The sequence below is a fragment of the Kitasatospora sp. NPDC002551 genome (assembly GCF_040296005.1).
Lineage (GTDB): Bacteria > Actinomycetota > Actinomycetes > Streptomycetales > Streptomycetaceae > Kitasatospora.
The window spans coordinates 1-18,520 of record NZ_JBEOWI010000005.1 but is presented as its reverse complement, the minus strand read 5'-3'; the positions used below and the strand labels follow the sequence as shown (position 1 = coordinate 18,520).

The window sequence follows — 18,520 nt, the reverse complement described above, 5'->3', positions numbered from 1 at the left end:
CGGGCAGGGCCCCGGCGGACGGATCCGCCGGGGCCCTGCCGTGTGCCGGGCGTCGGTCAGACGCCGTACTCGTCCAGCGGCGGGCAGGAGCAGACCAGGTTGCGGTCGCCGTACGCGCCGTCGATCCGGCTGACCGGCGGCCAGTACTTGTCCGCCGGGTTCACGCCGGCCGGGAAGACCGCCTCCTGGCGGGTGTAGCCGTGCGCCCAGTCGCCGGCCAGCGCGGCCGCGGTGTGCGGGGCGTTGCACAGCGGGTTGTCCTCGGCCGCCCAGGCGCCCGAGCCGACCTTCTCGATCTCGGCCCGGATCTCGATCATCGCGTCGCAGAACCGGTCGATCTCGTACAGGTCCTCGGACTCGGTCGGCTCGATCATCAGCGTGCCGGCCACCGGGAAGGACATCGTCGGCGCGTGGAAGCCGTAGTCGATCAGGCGCTTGGCGATGTCGTCCACGCTCACGCCGGTCTCCTTGGTGAGCGGGCGCAGGTCGATGATGCACTCGTGCGCCACCAGACCGCCGGGGCCGGTGTAGAGCACCGGGAAGTGCGCCGCGAGCCGCTTGGCGATGTAGTTGGCGTTCAGCACCGCGACCTGGGTGGCGCGCTTGAGGCCCTCGCCGCCCATCAGCCGGACGTACGACCAGGAGATCGGCAGGATGCCCGCCGAGCCCCACGGGGCGGCCGAGATCGGGCCGACGCCGGTGGCCGGGCCGGCCTCCTCCTGCAGCGGGTGGTTCGGCAGGTACGGCGCGAGGTGCGCGCGCACCGCCACCGGGCCGACGCCCGGGCCGCCGCCGCCGTGCGGGATGCAGAAGGTCTTGTGCAGGTTCAGGTGCGAGACGTCCGCGCCGAACTTGCCCGGCTTGGCCAGGCCGACCAGCGCGTTCAGGTTGGCGCCGTCGACGTACACCTGGCCGCCGGCCTCGTGCACCAGGCCGCAGATCTCGGTGATCTGGGTCTCGTACACGCCGTGGGTGGACGGGTAGGTGACCATCAGCACGGCGAGGTTGTCGCGGTGCTGCTCGATCTTGGCCTTGAGGTCCGCGACGTCGACGTCGCCGTCGACCAGGGTCTTGACCACGACCACGCGCATGCCCGCCATCACCGCGGAGGCGGCGTTGGTGCCGTGCGCGGAGGACGGGATGAGGCAGACGTCGCGCTGGGTGTCGCCGTTGGCGTGGTGGTAGGCGCGGACGGCCAGCAGGCCGGCCAGCTCGCCCTGGGAACCGGCGTTCGGCTGGATGGACACGGCGTCGTAGCCGGTCACCTCGACCAGCTGGCGCTCCAGCCCGCGGATCAGGGTCAGGAAGCCCTCGGCCTGGTCGACCGGCGCGAAGGGGTGCAGCTGGCCGAACTCCGGCCAGGTCACCGACTCCATCTCGGTGGTCGCGTTGAGCTTCATGGTGCAGGAGCCCAGCGGGATCATGCCGCGGTCCAGCGCGTAGTCCCGGTCCGACAGGCGGCGCAGGTAGCGCAGCATGGCGGTCTCCGAGCGGTGGCTGTGGAAGACCGGGTGGGTCAGGTACTCGTCCTCGCGCAGCAGCGCGGCGGGCAGCGCGTCGGCGCTCTCCGCCACCTCGACGCCCTCGACGCCGAACGCGGCCCAGACGCCCGCCAGGTGCTCGCGGGTGGTGGTCTCGTCGGTGGAGACCGAGATCCGGTCCGCGCCGTCCTGGAAGACGTTGATGCCCTGGGCGCGGGCGGCGGCGGCGATCTCGGCGGCGCGGCCCGGGACGACCGCGGTGACGGTGTCGAAGAACTCGCCGTGCAGCAGCTCGACGCCGCCGGCCCGCAGGCCCTCGGCGAGGGCGGCGGCGTAGCGGTGGGTGCGGCGGGCGATGTCGGCCAGGCCGTCCGGGCCGTGGTAGACGGCGTACATCGAGGCCATCACGGCGAGCAGCACCTGGGCGGTGCAGATGTTGCTGGTGGCCTTCTCGCGGCGGATGTGCTGCTCGCGGGTCTGCAGGGCCAGGCGGTAGGCGCGGTTGCCGTCGGCGTCGACGGAGACGCCGACCAGACGCCCGGGCAGCGAGCGCGCGTACTCGGCGCGCACGGCCAGGTAGCCGGCGTGCGGGCCACCGAAGCCCATCGGCACGCCGAAGCGCTGGGAGGTGCCGCAGGCGATGTCGGCGCCGAGCTCCCCCGGGGACTTCAGCAGGGTGAGCGCGAGCAGGTCGGCGGCGACGGCGACGATCGCGCCCAGGCCGTGGGCCTGCTCGATCACCGGGGTGAGGTCGCGGACCACGCCGGTGGCGCCGGGGTACTGGAGCAGCACGCCGAACACGCCGCGCTCGACGATCTCGGCCGGGATGCCCTCGGACAGGTCGGCGACGACCACCTCGACGCCGGTGGGCACGGCCCGGGTGTTGATCACCGCGACGGTCTGCGGCAGGGTCTCGGCGTCGACCAGGAAGACGCCGCCCTTGACCTTGGTCACGCGGCGGGCCAGGGCCATCGCCTCGGCGGCCGCGGTGCCCTCGTCCAGCAGCGAGGAGCCGGAGGTGGGCAGGCCGGTCAGGTCGGAGACCAGGGTCTGGAAGTTGAGCAGCGCCTCCAGGCGGCCCTGCGAGATCTCCGGCTGGTACGGGGTGTACGCGGTGTACCAGGCCGGGTTCTCCATGACGTTGCGCAGGATCACCGGCGGGGTGAAGGTGCCGTAGTAGCCCAGGCCGATCATCGACGTGAGCACGGTGTTGCGGCCGGCCAGCTCGCGCAGCTCGGCGAGGACCTCGGCCTCGCTGCGCCCGGCGGGCAGGTCGAGGGCCGTGATCGAGCGGATCGCCTCGGGGACGGCGGCGGTGGCCAGCTCGTCCAGCGAGCCGTAGCCGACCTGGGCCAGCATCTTCTCCTGCGCGGCGGCGTCGGGGCCGATGTGGCGGTTCTCGAAGGGGCTGGCCTGTTCGAGCTCGGTGAGGGTCGCGGGGGTGGTGGGGCGTCCCGAGTTCGGCTGGGCGTTCATGGTGGTCGAGGCCTCCTGGTCACGGACCGGCGGGGGTGCGTACGCCGGGCGCCACACCCGCTGCGGACAACAGCGGCGCGGCCCGGTCGGACGAACCCGACAGGCCTCCCCCTCTGTCATCGGGACCTGAGAGCTTCGCCCGCACGGAGCGCCGTGGGACGCCCCGCCGGCTTGCACCGTCGGTGAGGGTGGGGTCCGCCGGCTCCCTCGCCCGCGATCCTGCCCTGCTTTCCAGAGTGACCTATCCCGCACGGTACGGATGCCTGAGAGATTCCGGGGAGGAGTTGCTCCTTCGGCGCCCCGACCAGTGGTTTCCCGCTGTCGGGGACTCTCCCGAGCGGGCTCGGCGGTCGCGCCCAGGGTACCAGCGGGAGGCACCGCCATCACGGGTGCGTCAGGTCCTTCGACGACTTTGCCGCTGACCGCGCCGGTGACCCGGTCGGCGCAGCCCCCGGCCCGTCCGGACGCACCCCGCTCGCGCGCGTCCGGTTCATGGCTTTTGGTGTGAAGTGCCGCTGTCCTGCGGGCGTTCCGCGAGCTCACCGCGCACTGGAGGAAAAGAGTGCAGACCGACATCGACCCCCGGGACCTCATCGGCCACAAAGCGGTCGACCGCAACGGGGACAAGATCGGCACCATCGACGAGGTGTACCTCGACGACGCCACCGGCCGGCCCGAGTGGGCCGCCGTCCGGACCGGCATCTTCGGCCGCGACGCGTTCGTCCCGCTGACCACGAGCGAGTTCTCCGGCGACGAGCTGCGGGTGCCGTACGACAAGTCCCTGGTGAAGGAGTCACCGGACTTCGGCGTCGGCCAGCACCTGTCGCCCGCCCAGGAACTCCAGCTCTACCGCTACTACGGGCTGGACACCCCGGCGGACGGGCGGCCGTCGGCGGCCGGCGAGGACTCGGGGACGGAGCCGGCCGACCTCGACTTCGGCACCACCGCGGGCACCGCCGCGGGCAGGACCACGGACTCCGGCACCGCCGCCGCGGCTCCACCCGCCCCGAACGGGACGGCCACCACCAACGGGACGGGCTCCGCCCACGGCACCAACGCGGCGCGCCCGGCCAAGCAGCTCACCTTCCACCGGTCGGCCGACCTCGGCAAACCGGCAGACCCCACCCCGGAGACCCCCGTGCGAACCCCCGTCACCCCCGCCCCGACCACCTCCGCACCCGCCGGCCCGGCCCCGGCGACCGCCCCCACGCCCGCGCCCGCACCCGTCGGCGCGGCACCCGCCGCGCCGCAGCCTGCCGTCGAACCGCAGCCGCCGTCGCCGCCGCGCACCACCCGGCCGGAGACCGACCCGGCCGCCGCCTCCCCGGTCGGCCGGGTGGAGATCACCAGCCGCGAGGAGCGCCTGGACATCACCACCGAGTGGCACGTGGTCGGCACCGCCAGGCTGCGCAAGTACGTGACCAGCGAGCAGGTGGAGCGCCGGGTCCCGGTGGTCCGCGAGCGGGTCCGGGTCGAGCGGGTGCCGGTCGGCGAGGCCGAGCGGGCCCTGCTGGACGAGAAGGAGATCGCCGAGGCCGTGGAGGAGGTCACCCTGCGCGAGGAGCGCCCGGTGGTCCGCAAGTACCTGGCGCCGGTCGAACGGGTCCGCCTGGTGGTCGAGCGGTACACCACCGAGGAGGTGATCCGCGAGGAGCTGCGGCGCGAGCAGGTCGAGGTCCACGACAACGCCACGACCACCAGGACCTCCCCGGCCGCCCCGGCCTCGCCTCCGCCCGCCGCGCCGCCCGCCCGCCCGGTACCGGCCCGGCCGCTCGCCTGACCCCACCCGCCCCCACGAAGGACCCCGGCCACTCTCCGGCCGGGGTCCTTCGTCTTTGCCAAGGCTTAACCAATGAATATTTGACACTCTGAAGTATCTCCCTGCATGGTTACTTCAGTTCATTCACTATGTACGGGAGGAAGCAACCGTGAGTGAGGCACCACAGCCCACCACCGCGGCCGAGAAGCAGAGCAGCGCCCGGGTCCTGCCGGCCCTCATCCTGGCGATGCTGTCGTTCAGCGTGGTGCAGACCGCGGTCGTCCCGATCCTGCCCTCGCTCGCCAGGGAACTGAACGTCTCCGGCTCCAGCATCACCTGGCTGATGACGGCCAACCTGCTGTCCGCCGCCGTGCTGACCCCCCTGCTGGGCCGCTTCGGCGACCTGCGCGGCCGCAAGCCGATGCTGCTCATCTCGCTCGGCGGCCTCGTCGCGGGCTCCGCCCTCGCGGTCTCCACCCACTCCTTCACCTGGCTGGTCGTCGCCCGCGTGCTCCAGGGCGCCGGCGGTGGCGTGCTGCCGCTCGCCATCAGCATCGTCCGCGACGAGCTGCCCAAGCAGAAGGTGACCGGCGGCGTCGCCGCCATCAGCGCCTCCATGGGCGTCGGCAGCGGCCTCGGCCTGGTCGCCACCGGCCTGCTGCTGGAGCACTGGAGCTACAAGTCCATCTTCTGGATGGGCCTGGTCTTCGGCCTGATCGCGGTCGCCCTGGTCGCCCTGCGGGTGCCCACCGACCCGGTCACCGACAAGGACGGCGGCGCCGACCCGCTCGGCGCGATCACCCTCGCCGGCTGGCTCTCCGCCCTGCTGGTCGCGGTCAGCCAGGGCAACCACTGGGGCTGGACCTCCACCAAGACGCTCGGCCTGTTCGCCGTCGCCGCCGTGGTCGCCCTGATCTGGGGCGTCATCGAGGTCAAGGTCGCGCACCCGCTGGTCGACATGACGATGATGTCCCGTCCGGCCGTCGCCTTCACCAACCTGGCCGGCCTGCTGATCGGCTTCGGCATGTACGGCTCGTTCATGGTCATCAGCAACTTCGCCCAGACCCCGGAGAAGCTCGCCCACTACGGCTTCACCGCCACCGTGCTGCACGCCGGCGTGATGCTGCTGCCCTCCGCCCTGGGCTCGATGGTCGCCGCCCCGGTCGGCGCCCTGCTGATCGCCCGCCGCGGCCCGCGCCTGCCGCTGGTCCTCGGCGGTGTCCTCGGCGCCGTCTCGATGGGCTACCTGGCCCTGCGGCACAGCCACGAGGGCGACATCTACCTCGCCTCGGCGATCTTCGGCCTCGGCATCGGCCTCGCCTTCTCGGCGATGCCCGCCTACATCAACGGCGCCGTCCCGGCCGAGCAGAGCGGCATCGCCAACGGCATGAACGCCGTGCTGCGCACCGTCGGCGGCGCGATCGGCACCGCCGTCATGGCCGCCATCCTCACCGGCGACACCATGAAGCTGCCGATCCCGGTCTCGCTGCCCACCCTGGACGCCTACGAGCACGCGTTCTGGGCCGCCGCCGTGGTCTGCGTCGTGGCCGGCGCCGTCCCGTTCCTCATCCGCACCGTCAAGCCGGTCACCAGCGTGACCACCGGCAACCGGACCGCGGACCAGACCTCCGGCCGCAAGCCGGTGAAGACCGACGCCTGACGAGGCGTCCGACCCGCGCCCAGGGACAGGGCGCGGGGACCGGACCCGGACGGTCACCGAGGGCATCGCGACCGTCCGAGGCCCGGAACCGCACGCGGCCCCACCCGGCTCCCCGCCGGGTGGGGCCGCTTCGCGTCCCCGCCTACTCCTCGTCCTCCCCCGTGGGCCACCCCTCGCGCAGCGGCAGCGGCCTGGCCGGCTCCAGCTCCGGATCCTCGATCGCGAAGGTCCGCACCCGCCCCGGCCCGCTCCACGGCGTCTCGAAGCGCACCGTCACCCGCCCCACCCCGCTGCCCTGCACCCACCCCGGCCCCAGCTCCGCGTGGCGCACGTCCTGCCCGGGCAGCCAGCGCCGCACCACCACGGCCTCCTCCCCGGCCGCCTCCGGCTCCTCCTCGGCGCCGACCGCCTCGGCCGCGGCCTGCGCCTCCTCCCGGACCGCCTGCGCGAACAGGTCCTCCTGGGTGTAGTCGGCCAGCTGCGCCACCCCGACGCCCAGCAACCGCACCCCGCCGGTGATGTCCACCTGCGCGGCCAGCCGCCGGGCCGTCTCGACGATCACCGTCTCGTCGTCCGTCGGACCGCGCAGCGTCTCCGAGCGGGTCAGCGTCGAGAAGTCGAAGCGCCGCACCTTCAGCACCACCGTCCGCCCCGAGCGCCCGGCACCGCGCAGCCGCCGCACGCAGCGCAGCGCGAGCGTCTCCACCTCCCGCAGCACCCGGTCCCGGTCCGCCAGGTCCACCTCGAAGGTGTCCTCCACCGAGACCGACTTGGCGTCCTGGTCCGCCACCACCGGCCGGTCGTCCAGTCCGGTCGACATCTGGAACACGCCCGCCCCGTGCGCCTTGCCCAGCAGCTGCACCAGCTCCGCCTCGCCCGCCTCCGCGAGCTCGGCCACCGTGTTCAGCCCCGCCCGGCGCAGCACCTGCTCGGTGGCCGGCCCGACCCCCGGCAGCGCCCGCACCGGCATCGGCCCGAGCACCGCCCGCTCCTGCCCCGGCTCGATCAGCACCAGCCCGTCCGGCTTCGCCTGCTCGGAGGCGATCTTGGCCATCAGCTTGGACCCGGCCAGTCCGACCGAGGCGGTCAGCCCGGTGCGCCGCTCGATGTCCGCCCGGAGGTCCTCCGCCAGGGCCAGCACCAGCCGCTCCCCCGTGCCGTGCTCGGCCTCGGCCAGCACCGGACCGTAGGGGCCGGCCTCCAGGTCGACGAAGGCCTCGTCCAGGCTCAGCGGCTGCACCAGCGGCGACAGCTCCCGCAACAGCGCCATCACCAGCTCGCTCACCTGCCGGTACGCCTCGAAGCGGCCGGCCAGGAAGGCCGCGTTCGGACAGAGCCGGCGCGCCTGGGCCATCGGCATCGCCGAGTGCACCCCGAACCGCCGGGCCTCGTAGGAGGCCGTCGAGACCACCCCGCGCCCGCCCAGCCCGCCGACGATCACCGGCTTGCCGCGCAGGCTCGGCTTGGCCGCCTGCTCCACCGAGGCGAAGAAGGCGTCCATGTCGAGGTGGATGATGCTCGGCAGTGACCGCACCTGCCGATCATGCCGTACGGCTCCGACAACGCCGCCGAACCCGGCCGTCGCCTCAGTGCGCGGCCCGGACCCGGCCCGCGTCCGCCAGCGCCTGCGGTATGCCCGCCTCGCGCGGGCCCAGGAACAGCGGGTCCGGCCGCAGCCAGGCGTTCAGCGCGGCCTTCCCGGCCCCCGGGATCTCCCGGAACCCGCCGTACAGCCAGGTGACGTCCCGCTCCTCCGGCACACCCACCGCGTAGGACTCGATGCCCGCCGCCTCGCAGAGCGCCAGCGCCCGGCGGACGTGGAAGTCCTGGCTCACCAGCACCGCCCGGTCCACCCCGAAGATCCGGTGCGCCCGGGTGCAGGAGTCCCAGGTGTCGAACCCCGCGTAGTCGCCGACCACCCGCACCTCCGGCACCCCGTGCTCGATCAGGTACCCGCGCATCGCGTCGGTCTCGTCGTAGCCCACCCGGCCGTTGTCACCGGTCACCAGGATCGCCTGGACCTTGCCCCGCCCGTACAGCTCCACCGCCGCGTCCAGCCGGTGCGCCAGGTACGGCGAGGGCCTGCCGTCGAACAGCCCGGCGCCGAACACCACCGCCACCGGCGCCGAGGGCGCGCTCTCCACCGTCCCCACCCGGTCCCCCGCCGCCAGCCACAGCCAGGCGCTCGGCGCGAGCGCCACCGCGCAGGCGGCCGTCACCAGCTGGAACAGCCGCCGCTGCGCCGACCGCCGGCGCAGCCGCAGGCCGAGCCGCACCGCCCGGCGCGCCAGCAGACCCGGGATCCCGGAACCGAACCGCACGTGCCCCTCCCTCGTCGTGGTCACCGGGCACGACGACGCCGCGGGCCCGGACGGTTCCCCGTCCGGGCCCGCGGCGCCGCGCGTGACTCCTCCTCGGCCGTCCCTAGACCGCCCGGTTGCGCCGCTGCGCCAGCTCGTCCGCCGGGTCGTGGCCGACCACCGTCTCACCGGTGTCCGTCCGCTCCCCGTGCAGCCGCACCAGGGTCAGCTCCAGCTCCCGCCAGACCGCGCCGACCGCGATCCCGAAGACCCCCTGGCCGCCCTTCATCAGGTCGACCACCTGCTGGGGCGTGGTGCACTCGTACACCGTCGCGCCGTCGCACATCAGCGTCAGCCCGGCCAGGTCGGCGATCTCGGCGGCCTGCAGATGGGCGACCGCCACCCGGATGTTCTGCAGCGAGACGCCGGCGTCCAGCAGCCGCTTGACGATCTTCAGCAGCAGGATGTCGCGGAAGCTGTAGAGCCGCTGGCTGCTCGCCGGGTACACCGAGCGGACGCTGGGCTCCAGCAGGCCGGTGCGGGCCCAGTAGTCCAGCTGGCGGTAGGTGATCCCGGCCGCCGCGCAGGCGGTCGGCCCCCGGTAACCGATCAGCTCGGACGTCGGCGAGAACCGCTCCAGGGCCGGCTGGCCGGGCTGCACCGCCGGGAACCGGCCCACCCTCGGCAGCTCCGCCGTCCGGGGCAGCTCGGTCACCGTGCGGGGGGTGCGCGGCAGGTGCACGGCGCACAGGCCTCCCGCGGCCACTTCGTCGCCAGTGCCGGTCATGCCTACCTCCGTCCACTCGTGCTGCGGGCAACCCGGGCCGCAGGCGAATCGGACACCCGGGCAGCCCCTCCTGACGGTAGGCAGTCCCCTATGGCCCGTCAACGATCGCCACGCCGGGCCGAACAGACCACATCACTCAGGAGAGTGGTTTTTCGTGCCCCTAGTGTGGGTAGGGGGACGGCTTTTGGCAAAACAGCCGCGCCGCCTGCGGCACATCGGCCCGCCGGCCGGATCCGCGGCGACCCCGGGGACGCTCCGACCGCTACTGCGGGCCGCCCCCGCCGAAGTCCTCCGGCGACACCTGGTCGAGGAACTCGCGGAACTTCTCGACCTCGTCCTCCTGCTCGTCCGGGATCGCGATGCCCGCCTCGGCGAGCACCTCCTCGCTCCCGTAGATGGGCGTGCCGGTGCGCAGCGCCAGCGCTATCGCGTCGGACGGCCGGGCGCTCACCTCCACCCCGCCGGCGAAGACCAGCTCGGCGTAGAAGACGCCCTCGCGCAGATCGGTGATCCGGACCTCGGTGAGCTGCTGGCCGAGCGCCTCCAGGACGTCCTTGAAGAGGTCGTGCGTCAGCGGGCGCACCGGCGTCATGCCCTGCTGGGCGAAGGCGATCGCGGTCGCCTCGCCGGGGCCGATCCAGATCGGCAGGTACCGATCGCCCCCGACCTCCCGCAGCAGCACGATCGGCTGGTTGGAAGGCATCTCCACCCGGACACCCACGACGTCGAGCTCATTCACACAGGCAACCCTATGGCCCCCGACCCGGATATGAAAGCGCAGCGCCGACGCCGCTGGTCAGGGCGTCGGCCCGGGCGGGCAGGTGTTATGAACGGATCCGCAGGCCCGCCTGGACCATCGCCGCGTGCAGCCGGACGGAGAGCGTCGCGAGCTCCCGCGCGGTGGCCTCGGCGTGCGCCCTGGTCTGCGGGTTGCGGTGCCGCCGCAGCGGCGCCACGACCTGCTCGACCAGGGCGATCTCCCGGTCCGCGGCGGCCTTCATGGCCCGCAGGTGGCGAGGCTCCAGCCCGTACCGGCCGAGTTCGGCGACCAGCCGGGCGACCTGCAGCGCCTCGCCGTCGTAGCCGCCGTCCGGGCCGGGGGCGACCAGCCCGTAGGACTCCCACTCGGCGAGCTCGGCCTCGCCGGCCTCGGCGGCCGCCAGCAGCTCGGCCCGGCCCAGCCGGACCCCGGCGGAGGCCTCGGCCGAGGCGGTCAGCTCGCGGTCCGCCTCCTCCATCGGCCCGGGCCGGGACTCCGCGGCCCCGGGCAGCGCGGGCGGGCTCTCGCCGCGCTCGATCGCGTCCAGGTGCTCGCGGATCACCCGCAGCGGCAGGTAGTGGTCGCGCTGCATCCGCAGCACGTAGGCCAGCCGCTCGACGTCGGCCGGGCTGAACTTGCGGTACCCCGAGGGGGTGCGCTGCGGCTCGACCAGCCCCTCCGCCTCCAGGAAGCGGATCTTGGAGATGGTGACCTCGGGGAAGTCGTCGCGCAGGAAGGCCAGCACGGCGCCGATGCTCAACAGCTCGTCACCACCGCGCCGCCGCCCGGCGGGCCGGTCCGGACGGACCGGCTGCCTGGGCGCCGCGACCACCCCCCGCGCGCCCTGGTCCGGCCGGGGGCCGGACAACGCGGGGGTGGCCGCCCCGAGAGGAGAGGAAGGGGTGTTCGGACTCACTCGGGCTCCTGCCGACGTTGGTTTCAGTACCCCCGGTTGTGGCTGGCGAAGAAGACCAGCCGGTACTTCCCGATCTGCACCTCGTCGCCGTTGTTCAGGGCGACCTCGTCGATCCGCTCCCGGTTGACGTAGGTGCCGTTCAGGCTGCCGACGTCGGCGACGGTGAAGCCGCCGCCCGGCGTCCGGCGGAACTCCACGTGCTTGCGGGAGACCGTGACGTCGTCCAGGAAGATGTCACCCTGCGGGTGACGGCCGGCGGTGGTCTTGTCCGAGTCCAGCAGGAACCGGCTGCCGGAGTTCGGGCCGCGCTGGACGATCAGCAGGGCCGAGCCCGGGGGCAGCGCGTCGATCGCCGCGAGCACCTCGGCCGAGAGCGCCGGCGTGCCGGTCCCGGTCGTGGTGTTGGGGTCGTAGGACTCCAGGCCGGAGATCGAGATGGTCGAGGTGGTCTCGGCCGACCCCTCGGGCAGCAGCCCGCCGCGCAGCGCCGTACCGCAGTTGGAACAGAAGCGCGCCGAGGCCGGGTTCGGGTTGCCGCACCTGGGGCACGGAGTGGGGCCAGCCATGTTCACAGCCTCCTGGCGCGGCACACCCGACGGGTTGTGCCCGGCGTACGGGTCCGGGGCAAACCCTCCACCAGAGGTTGAGGGTCCTGTCGGGAAACCTATGCGCGGGGCGCCGGAGGGGTCAACCGACGCGCCGTAGCCCGCCTGATTCCCCGCGTACTGGGCACCGTCCCGGAACAGCGGACGCTCGGCGTACTCCGCGCCCTCGGGGGCGGAGCGCATGCCCGGCACGGCGGGCTCGTCGTCCCGGCGGTGCAGCGCGGTGGGCGCCTCCGCCGCGGCCGCGTTGCGGCCCTTGTTACGACCGAACAACTTCGAGAAGAAACTCACGGGCGAATCCCCTTGCGTGTGACAGACCCGCCCGTGGGGCAGGGTGAGAACCTCGGACAGGGTGCGGGCCCGGTCGTGGATCGGGCCGGCGGGAGTGGCACTCCGAACATGACGGTCACTTCGGAGCCGGCTTGGCGTACTGCGGCGTCTTCGGATCGACGAGGGCGTCGACGACGACCTTCTGCTGCTGGGAGATCGTCGCGCGCGCCTGGTGACTCTCCAGGGTACGGACGACACCTCCCGGAATGTTCAACGCGGGCGTGAGGTCCTGCGGATTCCCCACGACGGTGAAGCGGTAGGGCGCCGAGACCTTCTTGCCGTCGATCTGCACACCGCCGGACACGTCCGTGAAGTAGGTGTTGACCACCACGCGCACATCGTTGATCTGAATCGCCTCCGCCCCCGCCGCTCGGAGTTCCTGCAGGGTGTCCAGCAGCATATCTGCCTTCACCTGCCCTTGGGGATCATCGACCGTCAGTACGATGCCCGGACCGGTGGCCCGGACGGTCCCGGCGAGGACGCCGAGTTCCGTCACCTTCTTCCGGGTCTGCTCCTGGGCCTCCTTGGCCTGGTTGGAGCTGTTCTCCAACTTGGCCAGGGACTGCTCCAACTCCGCCTTCTCCTGCTGCAGACGCTGCTGGCGGCTGTCCAGTTCGTCGAGGATGCGAACCAGGTCCTCCTGGCGCGCCCCGCGCAGCTGGCTGTGGTGGTCGTTGGTGGAGCGGACCTGGATCGCCAGGCCCAGCCCGAGCGAGAACAGCAGCAGGGCCACCACCAGCTGACCGCGCGACAGCCGCGGCGGCCACAGCGCGGCCAGCAGCCGCCGCCGTCCGGCCTGCCGGTCGACCGCCTGCGCGGAGACCGACATCGGGGCGTGCTCGGGCTCCTCCAGGTCGTCCTCGGGCAGGTCGTCCTCGGGCAGGTCGTCGTCGGGTTGCCCGTCCTCGGGCCGCGAACGCTCCTGCGGCCGGTCGTCCTCGGGCCGCGGTTGTTTCCCGGGCAGCGGCGTACCGGAGTCCGCGCTGGGCCTGCCCGCCGCCACCTCCGGCGCACGCGCGGGCGCAGGCGGCACCGCGGGGGCGCGCACCGGCTCGGGCGCGGCCGCCTCGACCGGCGCGGTCACCGCCTCGTCCGCGGTCTTTTCCCCGCGCTTCTCGTCCTGCACAACTTCTCCCGCCGATCCGTCCACTTTCTTCTCCGCCGCGCGCCCGCGGTCCGGCTCAGGCGCGGAAGACATGGCGCCGGATCGCCGCGGCGTTGGAGAAGATGCGGATGCCGAGGACGACGACCACACCGGTGGACAGCTGCGAGCCGACGCCCAGCTGGTCGCCGAGGAAGACGATCAGCGCCGCCACCACCACGTTCGACAGGAAGGAAACGAAGAACACCTTGTCGTCGAAGATCCCGTCCAGCATCGCGCGGACGCCGCCGAACACCGCGTCCAGCGCCGCCACCACCGCGATCGGCAGGTACGGCACCACGGCGTCGGGCACCTCGGGCTGGACGAAGAGTCCGACGACGACCCCGATCACGAGACCCAGTACGGCAATCACGGTGTAGCGGCTCCTGTCGCTGCGGACGGCGACCCGGTGGTGGTCGCGGTGGTCGGGTTCGAGGTCGTGCTTCTGGCCGGGGCACTCGGCGAGCGCTTCCCACCGGTCTGCCCGGTCGCCTTCGCCGACGGCGAGGCCCCGGCGGACGGGCTCGCGGAGGCGCTGGCCGAGGGACTCGCGGACGATCCGCCCGTCGGCGTCGCGGCCGCGCCGGGGCTGCCGGTCGGGCTCCCCGACGGACCGGCGGTCGGGCTCGCGGACGGCGAGGCCTCGGGGGTGGCGGGCTGGGCGGTCCGCAGCGTGACACCCACGGCCGCGGGCAGCGTGAGGCTCTTCTGCGCCGAGATGGTCGACTTGATGCCGTACTTCTCCTGCAACAGCCGCAGGTACTGGCCCGCCATGGCGTTCTCGAAGGCGCTCACCAGCCGGGGCCCGTCCCCGAGCGCCTGCACGGTGTACGGCGGCACCAGCGGCCGGTTGTCCACCAGCACGGCCTCACCGGCCGCGCGGATCGCCGAGAGCGCGGTGAGCCGCTGTCCGTTGATCGACACCGCCTCCGCCCCCGAGGCCCAGAGCCCGTTCACCACCAGCTGCAGATCGCGGTCGCGCAGCCGTCCGCTGTTGGAGAAGCCCTGCCCGGAGCGCGGGTCGACGTTCCCGCCGGCGCCGGTCCCGGGCGCGTCCTCCACCACCAGCTTCACCCCGGGCCCGGTGACCTCACCGAGGCCGACCGCGCCGGCCACCGCCGCGGAGTCGCCGTCCCCCGAGGCGAGCGCGTGCTGCTGGGTGCTCTCGACCTTCCGGCGCAGGTCCTGGACCTGCCGCTGGAGCTGGTCGGCGGAGCCGTTGGCATCGTTGATCCGGTGGATCAGGGCGTCGCGCTCCCTGGCCAGCGTCGGCTCCGCCTTGTGGGCGTTCACCGCCCCGACCGTGACGACGGCGCCGACGAGCGCCAGCCCGGCGCCCAGCGTCAGCAGCCCGCGCGCCGTCCCCGGTATCCGGTACGGTCCGTCCCCGCCGCGCGCGGCCGCCGCCTCGGCGTAGCCCTCGTCCAGGCTGTGGTCCATCACGTTCGTCAGCAGGGACATCGAGGCATCCGGACGGTTGTACCGTCCACTGCTGGCACCCTGCCCCGGCGTCGCTGACATGCGGACCATCGTCCCATGTCGCACGGGCCCCCCGCGCACGCCCCCTGACCTGCGGACATGCCAAAGGCGACGGACCGTGACCAACCGCCCGAAACGGACAGTGGGGCGGGGCAGGGCGGGGCGGGGCGGCCGGAGCCACCCCGCCCCGCCCCGGGCTCACCGCCCGGCGCTGTCGACCACCGCCGCCCACTCGTCGAGCAGGGCCTCGCTCGCCGCGTCGTCCGGACCCTCGGCCCACAGGTGGGTGACCGCCTCGGCCGGGTCCGGCAGGACCAGCGTCCAGCGCCCGTCCGCCTCGACCACCCGGACGCCGTCCGTGGTGTCCAGCCGCCGGCTGCCGGCCGCCTCCACCACCGAGCGCATCACCATGCCCTTCGCCGCCCACGGCGTCGCGATGTCCCGCCGGCGGATGTGCGCCTGCGGGATGCGCGCGTCGATCTGGCTCAGCGTGAGCTGGGTACGGGCCACCAGACCGACCAGCCGGACGAACGCCGCCGCCCCGTCCAGCACCTCGCTGAACTCGGGGACCACGAAGCCGCCGCGCCCGTCACCGCCGAACACCGTGCCCTCGGCGGAGGCCGCCTTGGCGAGGTCGTCCGGCGTCGTGGTGGTCCAGATGACCTGCGTGCCGTGGTAGGCCGCGACCTGCTCGGCGATCCGCGTCGTCGTCACCGGCAGCGCCACCTGCCCGCTCCGCCGCTCGGCCGCGACCAGGTCCAGCAGGACCAGCAGCGCCCGGTCGTCGTCGATCACCCGGCCCAGCTCGTCGACGAAGGCCACCCGCTCGCCCACCGGGTCGAAGCGCACACCGAAGGCCGCGCGGGAGGAGGCCACCAGCTCGCCGAGCCGTGCCAGCCCGGCCCGCCGTTCCTCGGCGTCCTCGGTGGGCCGTGCCTCGTCGAGTCCGCTGGAGACCGTCAGCGCCTCCACCCCGAGCCGGCCGAGGATGCTCGGCAGGACGAGCCCCGCACTGCCGTGCGCGGTGTCCACGACCACCTTCAGCCCCGCCTCCCGCACGCCCGTGATGTCCACGGTCCGCAGCAGGTTGCCGGCGTAGGAGTCGAAGACGCTGGACGGGAAGGTGAGGTCGCCGATCTCGCCGGGGAAGGCCCGCCGGTACTCCTGGCGCGCGTAGACGCGGTCGAGCTTGCGCTGGCCGGCCTGGGAGAGATCGGCCCCGCGCTCGTCGAAGAACAGGATGTCCAGCGAGTCCGGCACCCCGGGGGTGGTCCGCAGGAAGATCCCGCCCGCGCTGCCCCGCGCCGTGTGCTGCCGGGCGACCGGCATCGGCACGTTCTCCAGGTCCCGGACGTCGATCGCGCTGGTCTGCAGCGCGGAGATCATCGCCCGCTTGAGCGCACGCGCACCACGCGAGTGGTCACGCGCGATGGTGACGGTCGCGCCCTTCTTCAGGGTCGTCGCGTACGCCCCGGCGAGCCGGACGGCCAGCTCCGGGGTGATCTCGACGTTGAGGATGCCGGAGACGCCGCGCAGCCCGAACAGGTGCTCCTGGCCCCGTGACTCCCAGATCACCGAGGTGTTGACCACCGCGCCGGCCTCGATGGTCTTGAACGGGTAGACCCGGACGTTGGCCGCGATGATCGACTCCTCGCCGACCAGGCACTCGTCCCCGATCACCGCGCCGTCCTCGATCCGCGCGGCCCGCATCACATCGGTGTTCTTACCCACGACACAGCCCCGCAGATTGCTCTGCGGCCCGATGTACACGTTGTCGTGCACGACCGTCCGGTGCAGGAAGGCACCGCGCTTCACCACGACGTTGCTGCCGAGCACGGTGTGCTCGCGGATCTCCACGCCGGCCTCGACCTTGGCGTAGTCGCCGATGTACAGCGGACCGCGCAGCACCGCCTCCGGGTCCACCTCGGCGCCCTCGGCCACCCAGACGCCCGGGGAGATCTCGAACCCGTCGATCTCGACGTCGACCTTGCCTTCCAGGACGTCCGCCTGGGCCTTGCCGTAACTCTCGTGGGTGCCCACGTCCTCCCAGTAGCCCTCGGCCACGTATCCGTAGACCCGCTTGCCCTCCTTGAGCAACTGCGGGAACACGTCACTCGACCAGTCCACGGACTCGCCGGCCGCGACGTAGTCGAAGACCTCGGGTTCCATCACGTAGATACCGGTGTTCACCGTGTCCGAGAAGACCTGCCCCCAGGTCGGCTTCTCCAGGAAGCGCTCGACCCGACCCTCGTCGTCGGTGATCGTGATTCCGAACTCCAGGGGATTCGGCACCCTGGTGAGACAGACGGTGACCAGTGCGTTCTTACTGCGGTGAAACTCGATCAATTCAGAGAGGTCGAAGTCCGTCAGCGCGTCGCCGGAGATCACCAGAAAGGAGTCGTCCTTCAGGGCGTCCTCGGCGTTCTTGACACTCCCCGCAGTGCCGAGTGGGGTCTCCTCGTTCGCATAGGTGAGATGCATGCCCAGCTCTTCACCGTCACCGAAGTAGTTCTTCACCAGTGAGGCCAGGAACTGGACGGTCACGACGGTGTCGGAGAGACCGTGCCGCTTCAGCAGCCGAAGCACGTGCTCCATGATCGGCCTATTGGCGACCGGAAGCAGCGGCTTCGGCATGCTGGAGGTCATCGGGCGAAGTCGAGTGCCTTCGCCCCCTGCCATAACAACGGCTTTCATTACGGGTGCGTCCTCCTTCGCGGTGGTGGGCCCTGCGGGTCCATCAAACCGTTCCAGAGGTGGTCTACCCGGAAGGTATCGTCCGACGCACCGTGGCGCCGTGGGAATTCTCTCAGATCACGTCTCAGACCGTGGACACCGAGGAGCCCGTGCTGCCGCGGACGATCTGTCGCGCCTGCACCGCGTAGAGAATGGCGGCCCACCAGTACAGGACCGTGCCCCACCAGATGAACGCCCAGCTCACGATCTCGGCCGGCCGGGCGATCCAGCTGTCCCCGGAGCCGAGCAGCAGCAACGGAAAAGCGTACATCAGGTTGAATGTCGCGGCCTTCCCCAGGAAACTCACCTGCAACGGCCCGTAGCCGTGCCGGTTGAGAATCGGCAGAAGCGCCGCGATAAAGACCTCACGGGCCAGCAGGATCGCCGTCAGCCACCACGGCAGGATCTCACGCCAGGTCAGACCGACGAGGGTGGAGAAGACATAGAGGCGGTCCGCCAGCGGGTCGAGCAGCTGCCCCACCCGGGAGATCTGACCCCACCTCCGGGCGAGTTTCCCGTCCAGGTAATCACTGATGCCACTGAGCATCAGAATCAGCAAGGCCCAACCGTCGTTGTTCGGTCCGTCGAACACCGGCCAGAGGATCAGCCAGAGGAAGAGCGGAACACCGACCAGCCGGCCCATGCTCAGCAGGTTGGGGATGGTGAGGACGCGATCGGTCTGGACCCGCGTCTCCTGGACCTCCACCCGGGGGCCTCCTGTCACGTCTAGCAACTACTGCATGTTGACCTTACAACAGAGAAGCCCCCGACCGATGACCGGCGGGGGCTTCTCCAGAAAATTTGTTCGGCGGCGTCCTACTCTCCCACAGGGTCCCCCCTGCAGTACCATCGGCGCTATGAGGCTTAGCTTCCGGGTTCGGAATGTAACCGGGCGTTTCCCTCACGCTATGACCACCGAAACACTATGAAACTGTCGACCGGAACCCGCCACGAAAACGGGGGTCGTTGTTTCAGAACAACACAGTGGACGCGAGCAACTGAGGACAAGCCCTCGGCCTATTAGTACCGGTCAACTCCACCCCTCACAGGGCTTCCATATCCGGCCTATCAACCCAGTCGTCTACTGGGAGCC

The 18,520-nt window shown here is 72.3% G+C and carries 14 protein-coding genes, 2 rRNA genes and 1 riboswitch; of the genes, 2 read left to right on the top strand and 14 right to left on the bottom strand.

Annotation, left to right across the window (positions count from 1 at the left end; all coding sequences use genetic code 11):
• Window positions 1-56: 56 nt before the first annotated feature.
• Window positions 57-2,957: an aminomethyl-transferring glycine dehydrogenase gene (gene gcvP / locus ABT093_RS06885; RefSeq protein WP_350561199.1), complete on the bottom strand. Its 2,901-nt coding sequence runs from the start codon at window positions 2,955-2,957 to the stop codon at window positions 57-59.
• A gap of 241 nt (window positions 2,958-3,198) precedes the next feature.
• Window positions 3,199-3,303, bottom strand: a riboswitch (glycine riboswitch).
• A gap of 216 nt (window positions 3,304-3,519) precedes the next feature.
• Here gcvP and ABT093_RS06880 point away from each other — a divergent pair.
• Window positions 3,520-4,737, top strand: coding sequence for a PRC and DUF2382 domain-containing protein (locus ABT093_RS06880; protein ID WP_350561197.1), 1,218 nt, complete (start codon window positions 3,520-3,522; stop codon window positions 4,735-4,737).
• 148 nt (window positions 4,738-4,885) lie between these two features.
• Window positions 4,886-6,376, top strand: a complete 1,491-nt coding sequence (locus ABT093_RS06875; protein ID WP_350561195.1) for an MFS transporter — start codon at window positions 4,886-4,888, stop codon at window positions 6,374-6,376.
• A 142-nt stretch (window positions 6,377-6,518) separates the two neighbouring features.
• Here the strand turns inward: ABT093_RS06875 and ABT093_RS06870 are convergent, their stop codons facing one another.
• From ABT093_RS06870 to ABT093_RS06810, 13 genes are all read right to left on the bottom strand, one after another.
• Window positions 6,519-7,910, bottom strand: a complete 1,392-nt coding sequence (locus ABT093_RS06870; protein WP_350561193.1) for a DNA polymerase IV — start codon at window positions 7,908-7,910, stop codon at window positions 6,519-6,521.
• A gap of 52 nt (window positions 7,911-7,962) precedes the next feature.
• Complete coding sequence (locus tag ABT093_RS06865) at window positions 7,963-8,697, bottom strand: SanA/YdcF family protein (protein WP_350561191.1); 735 nt, start codon at window positions 8,695-8,697, stop codon at window positions 7,963-7,965.
• Between the two features lie 103 nt (window positions 8,698-8,800).
• The gene (locus ABT093_RS06860; protein ID WP_350561189.1) at window positions 8,801-9,463 is read right to left on the bottom strand and encodes a MerR family transcriptional regulator; all 663 of its coding nucleotides are present in this window, start codon (window positions 9,461-9,463) and stop codon (window positions 8,801-8,803) included.
• Between the two features lie 262 nt (window positions 9,464-9,725).
• Window positions 9,726-10,202, bottom strand: coding sequence for a bifunctional nuclease family protein (locus ABT093_RS06855; RefSeq protein WP_030062493.1), 477 nt, complete (start codon window positions 10,200-10,202; stop codon window positions 9,726-9,728).
• Window positions 10,203-10,287: 85 nt separating this feature from the next.
• Entirely contained in the window at window positions 10,288-10,983 is a 696-nt protein-coding gene (ftsR, locus tag ABT093_RS06850) for a transcriptional regulator FtsR (protein WP_350561187.1), read from the bottom strand.
• Window positions 10,984-11,162: 179 nt separating this feature from the next.
• Window positions 11,163-11,705, bottom strand: coding sequence for a double zinc ribbon and FHA domain-containing protein (locus ABT093_RS40930; protein WP_376090360.1), 543 nt, complete (start codon window positions 11,703-11,705; stop codon window positions 11,163-11,165).
• Window positions 11,706-12,150: 445 nt separating this feature from the next.
• On the bottom strand, window positions 12,151-13,200 hold the full coding sequence (locus tag ABT093_RS06840) for a DUF881 domain-containing protein (RefSeq protein ID WP_350561183.1): 1,050 nt from the start codon (window positions 13,198-13,200) through the stop codon (window positions 12,151-12,153).
• A gap of 55 nt (window positions 13,201-13,255) precedes the next feature.
• Window positions 13,256-13,588, bottom strand: coding sequence for a small basic family protein (locus ABT093_RS06835; RefSeq protein WP_344340336.1), 333 nt, complete (start codon window positions 13,586-13,588; stop codon window positions 13,256-13,258).
• Window positions 13,585-14,676 (bottom strand): DUF881 domain-containing protein, encoded by a 1,092-nt coding sequence (locus tag ABT093_RS06830; RefSeq protein ID WP_350561181.1) that lies wholly within the window; start codon window positions 14,674-14,676, stop codon window positions 13,585-13,587. Before ABT093_RS06830 ends, ABT093_RS06835 begins: the two co-directional genes overlap by 4 nt.
• A 216-nt stretch (window positions 14,677-14,892) precedes the next feature.
• Complete coding sequence (locus ABT093_RS06825; protein WP_350561179.1) at window positions 14,893-17,388, bottom strand: sugar phosphate nucleotidyltransferase; 2,496 nt, start codon at window positions 17,386-17,388, stop codon at window positions 14,893-14,895.
• 124 nt (window positions 17,389-17,512) lie between these two features.
• Window positions 17,513-18,133, bottom strand: coding sequence for a cardiolipin synthase ClsA (gene clsA, locus ABT093_RS06820; RefSeq protein WP_350561177.1), 621 nt, complete (start codon window positions 18,131-18,133; stop codon window positions 17,513-17,515).
• 97 nt (window positions 18,134-18,230) lie between these two features.
• A 5S ribosomal RNA gene (gene rrf, locus ABT093_RS06815) occupies window positions 18,231-18,347 on the bottom strand.
• 80 nt (window positions 18,348-18,427) lie between these two features.
• Window positions 18,428-18,520 (bottom strand): 23S ribosomal RNA (locus tag ABT093_RS06810); the annotation flags it as partial.

Coding starts and splice junctions, on each gene's coding strand:
- ABT093_RS40930 (WP_376090360.1), bottom strand. CDS start 11,705: ATGGCTGGCCCCACTCCGTGCCCCAGGTGCGGCAACCCGAACCCGGCC.
- ABT093_RS06860 (WP_350561189.1), bottom strand. CDS start 9,463: ATGACCGGCACTGGCGACGAAGTGGCCGCGGGAGGCCTGTGCGCCGTG.
- ABT093_RS06825 (WP_350561179.1), bottom strand. CDS start 17,388: ATGAAAGCCGTTGTTATGGCAGGGGGCGAAGGCACTCGACTTCGCCCG.
- gcvP (WP_350561199.1), bottom strand. CDS start 2,957: ATGAACGCCCAGCCGAACTCGGGACGCCCCACCACCCCCGCGACCCTC.
- ABT093_RS06830 (WP_350561181.1), bottom strand. CDS start 14,676: ATGTCCCTGCTGACGAACGTGATGGACCACAGCCTGGACGAGGGCTAC.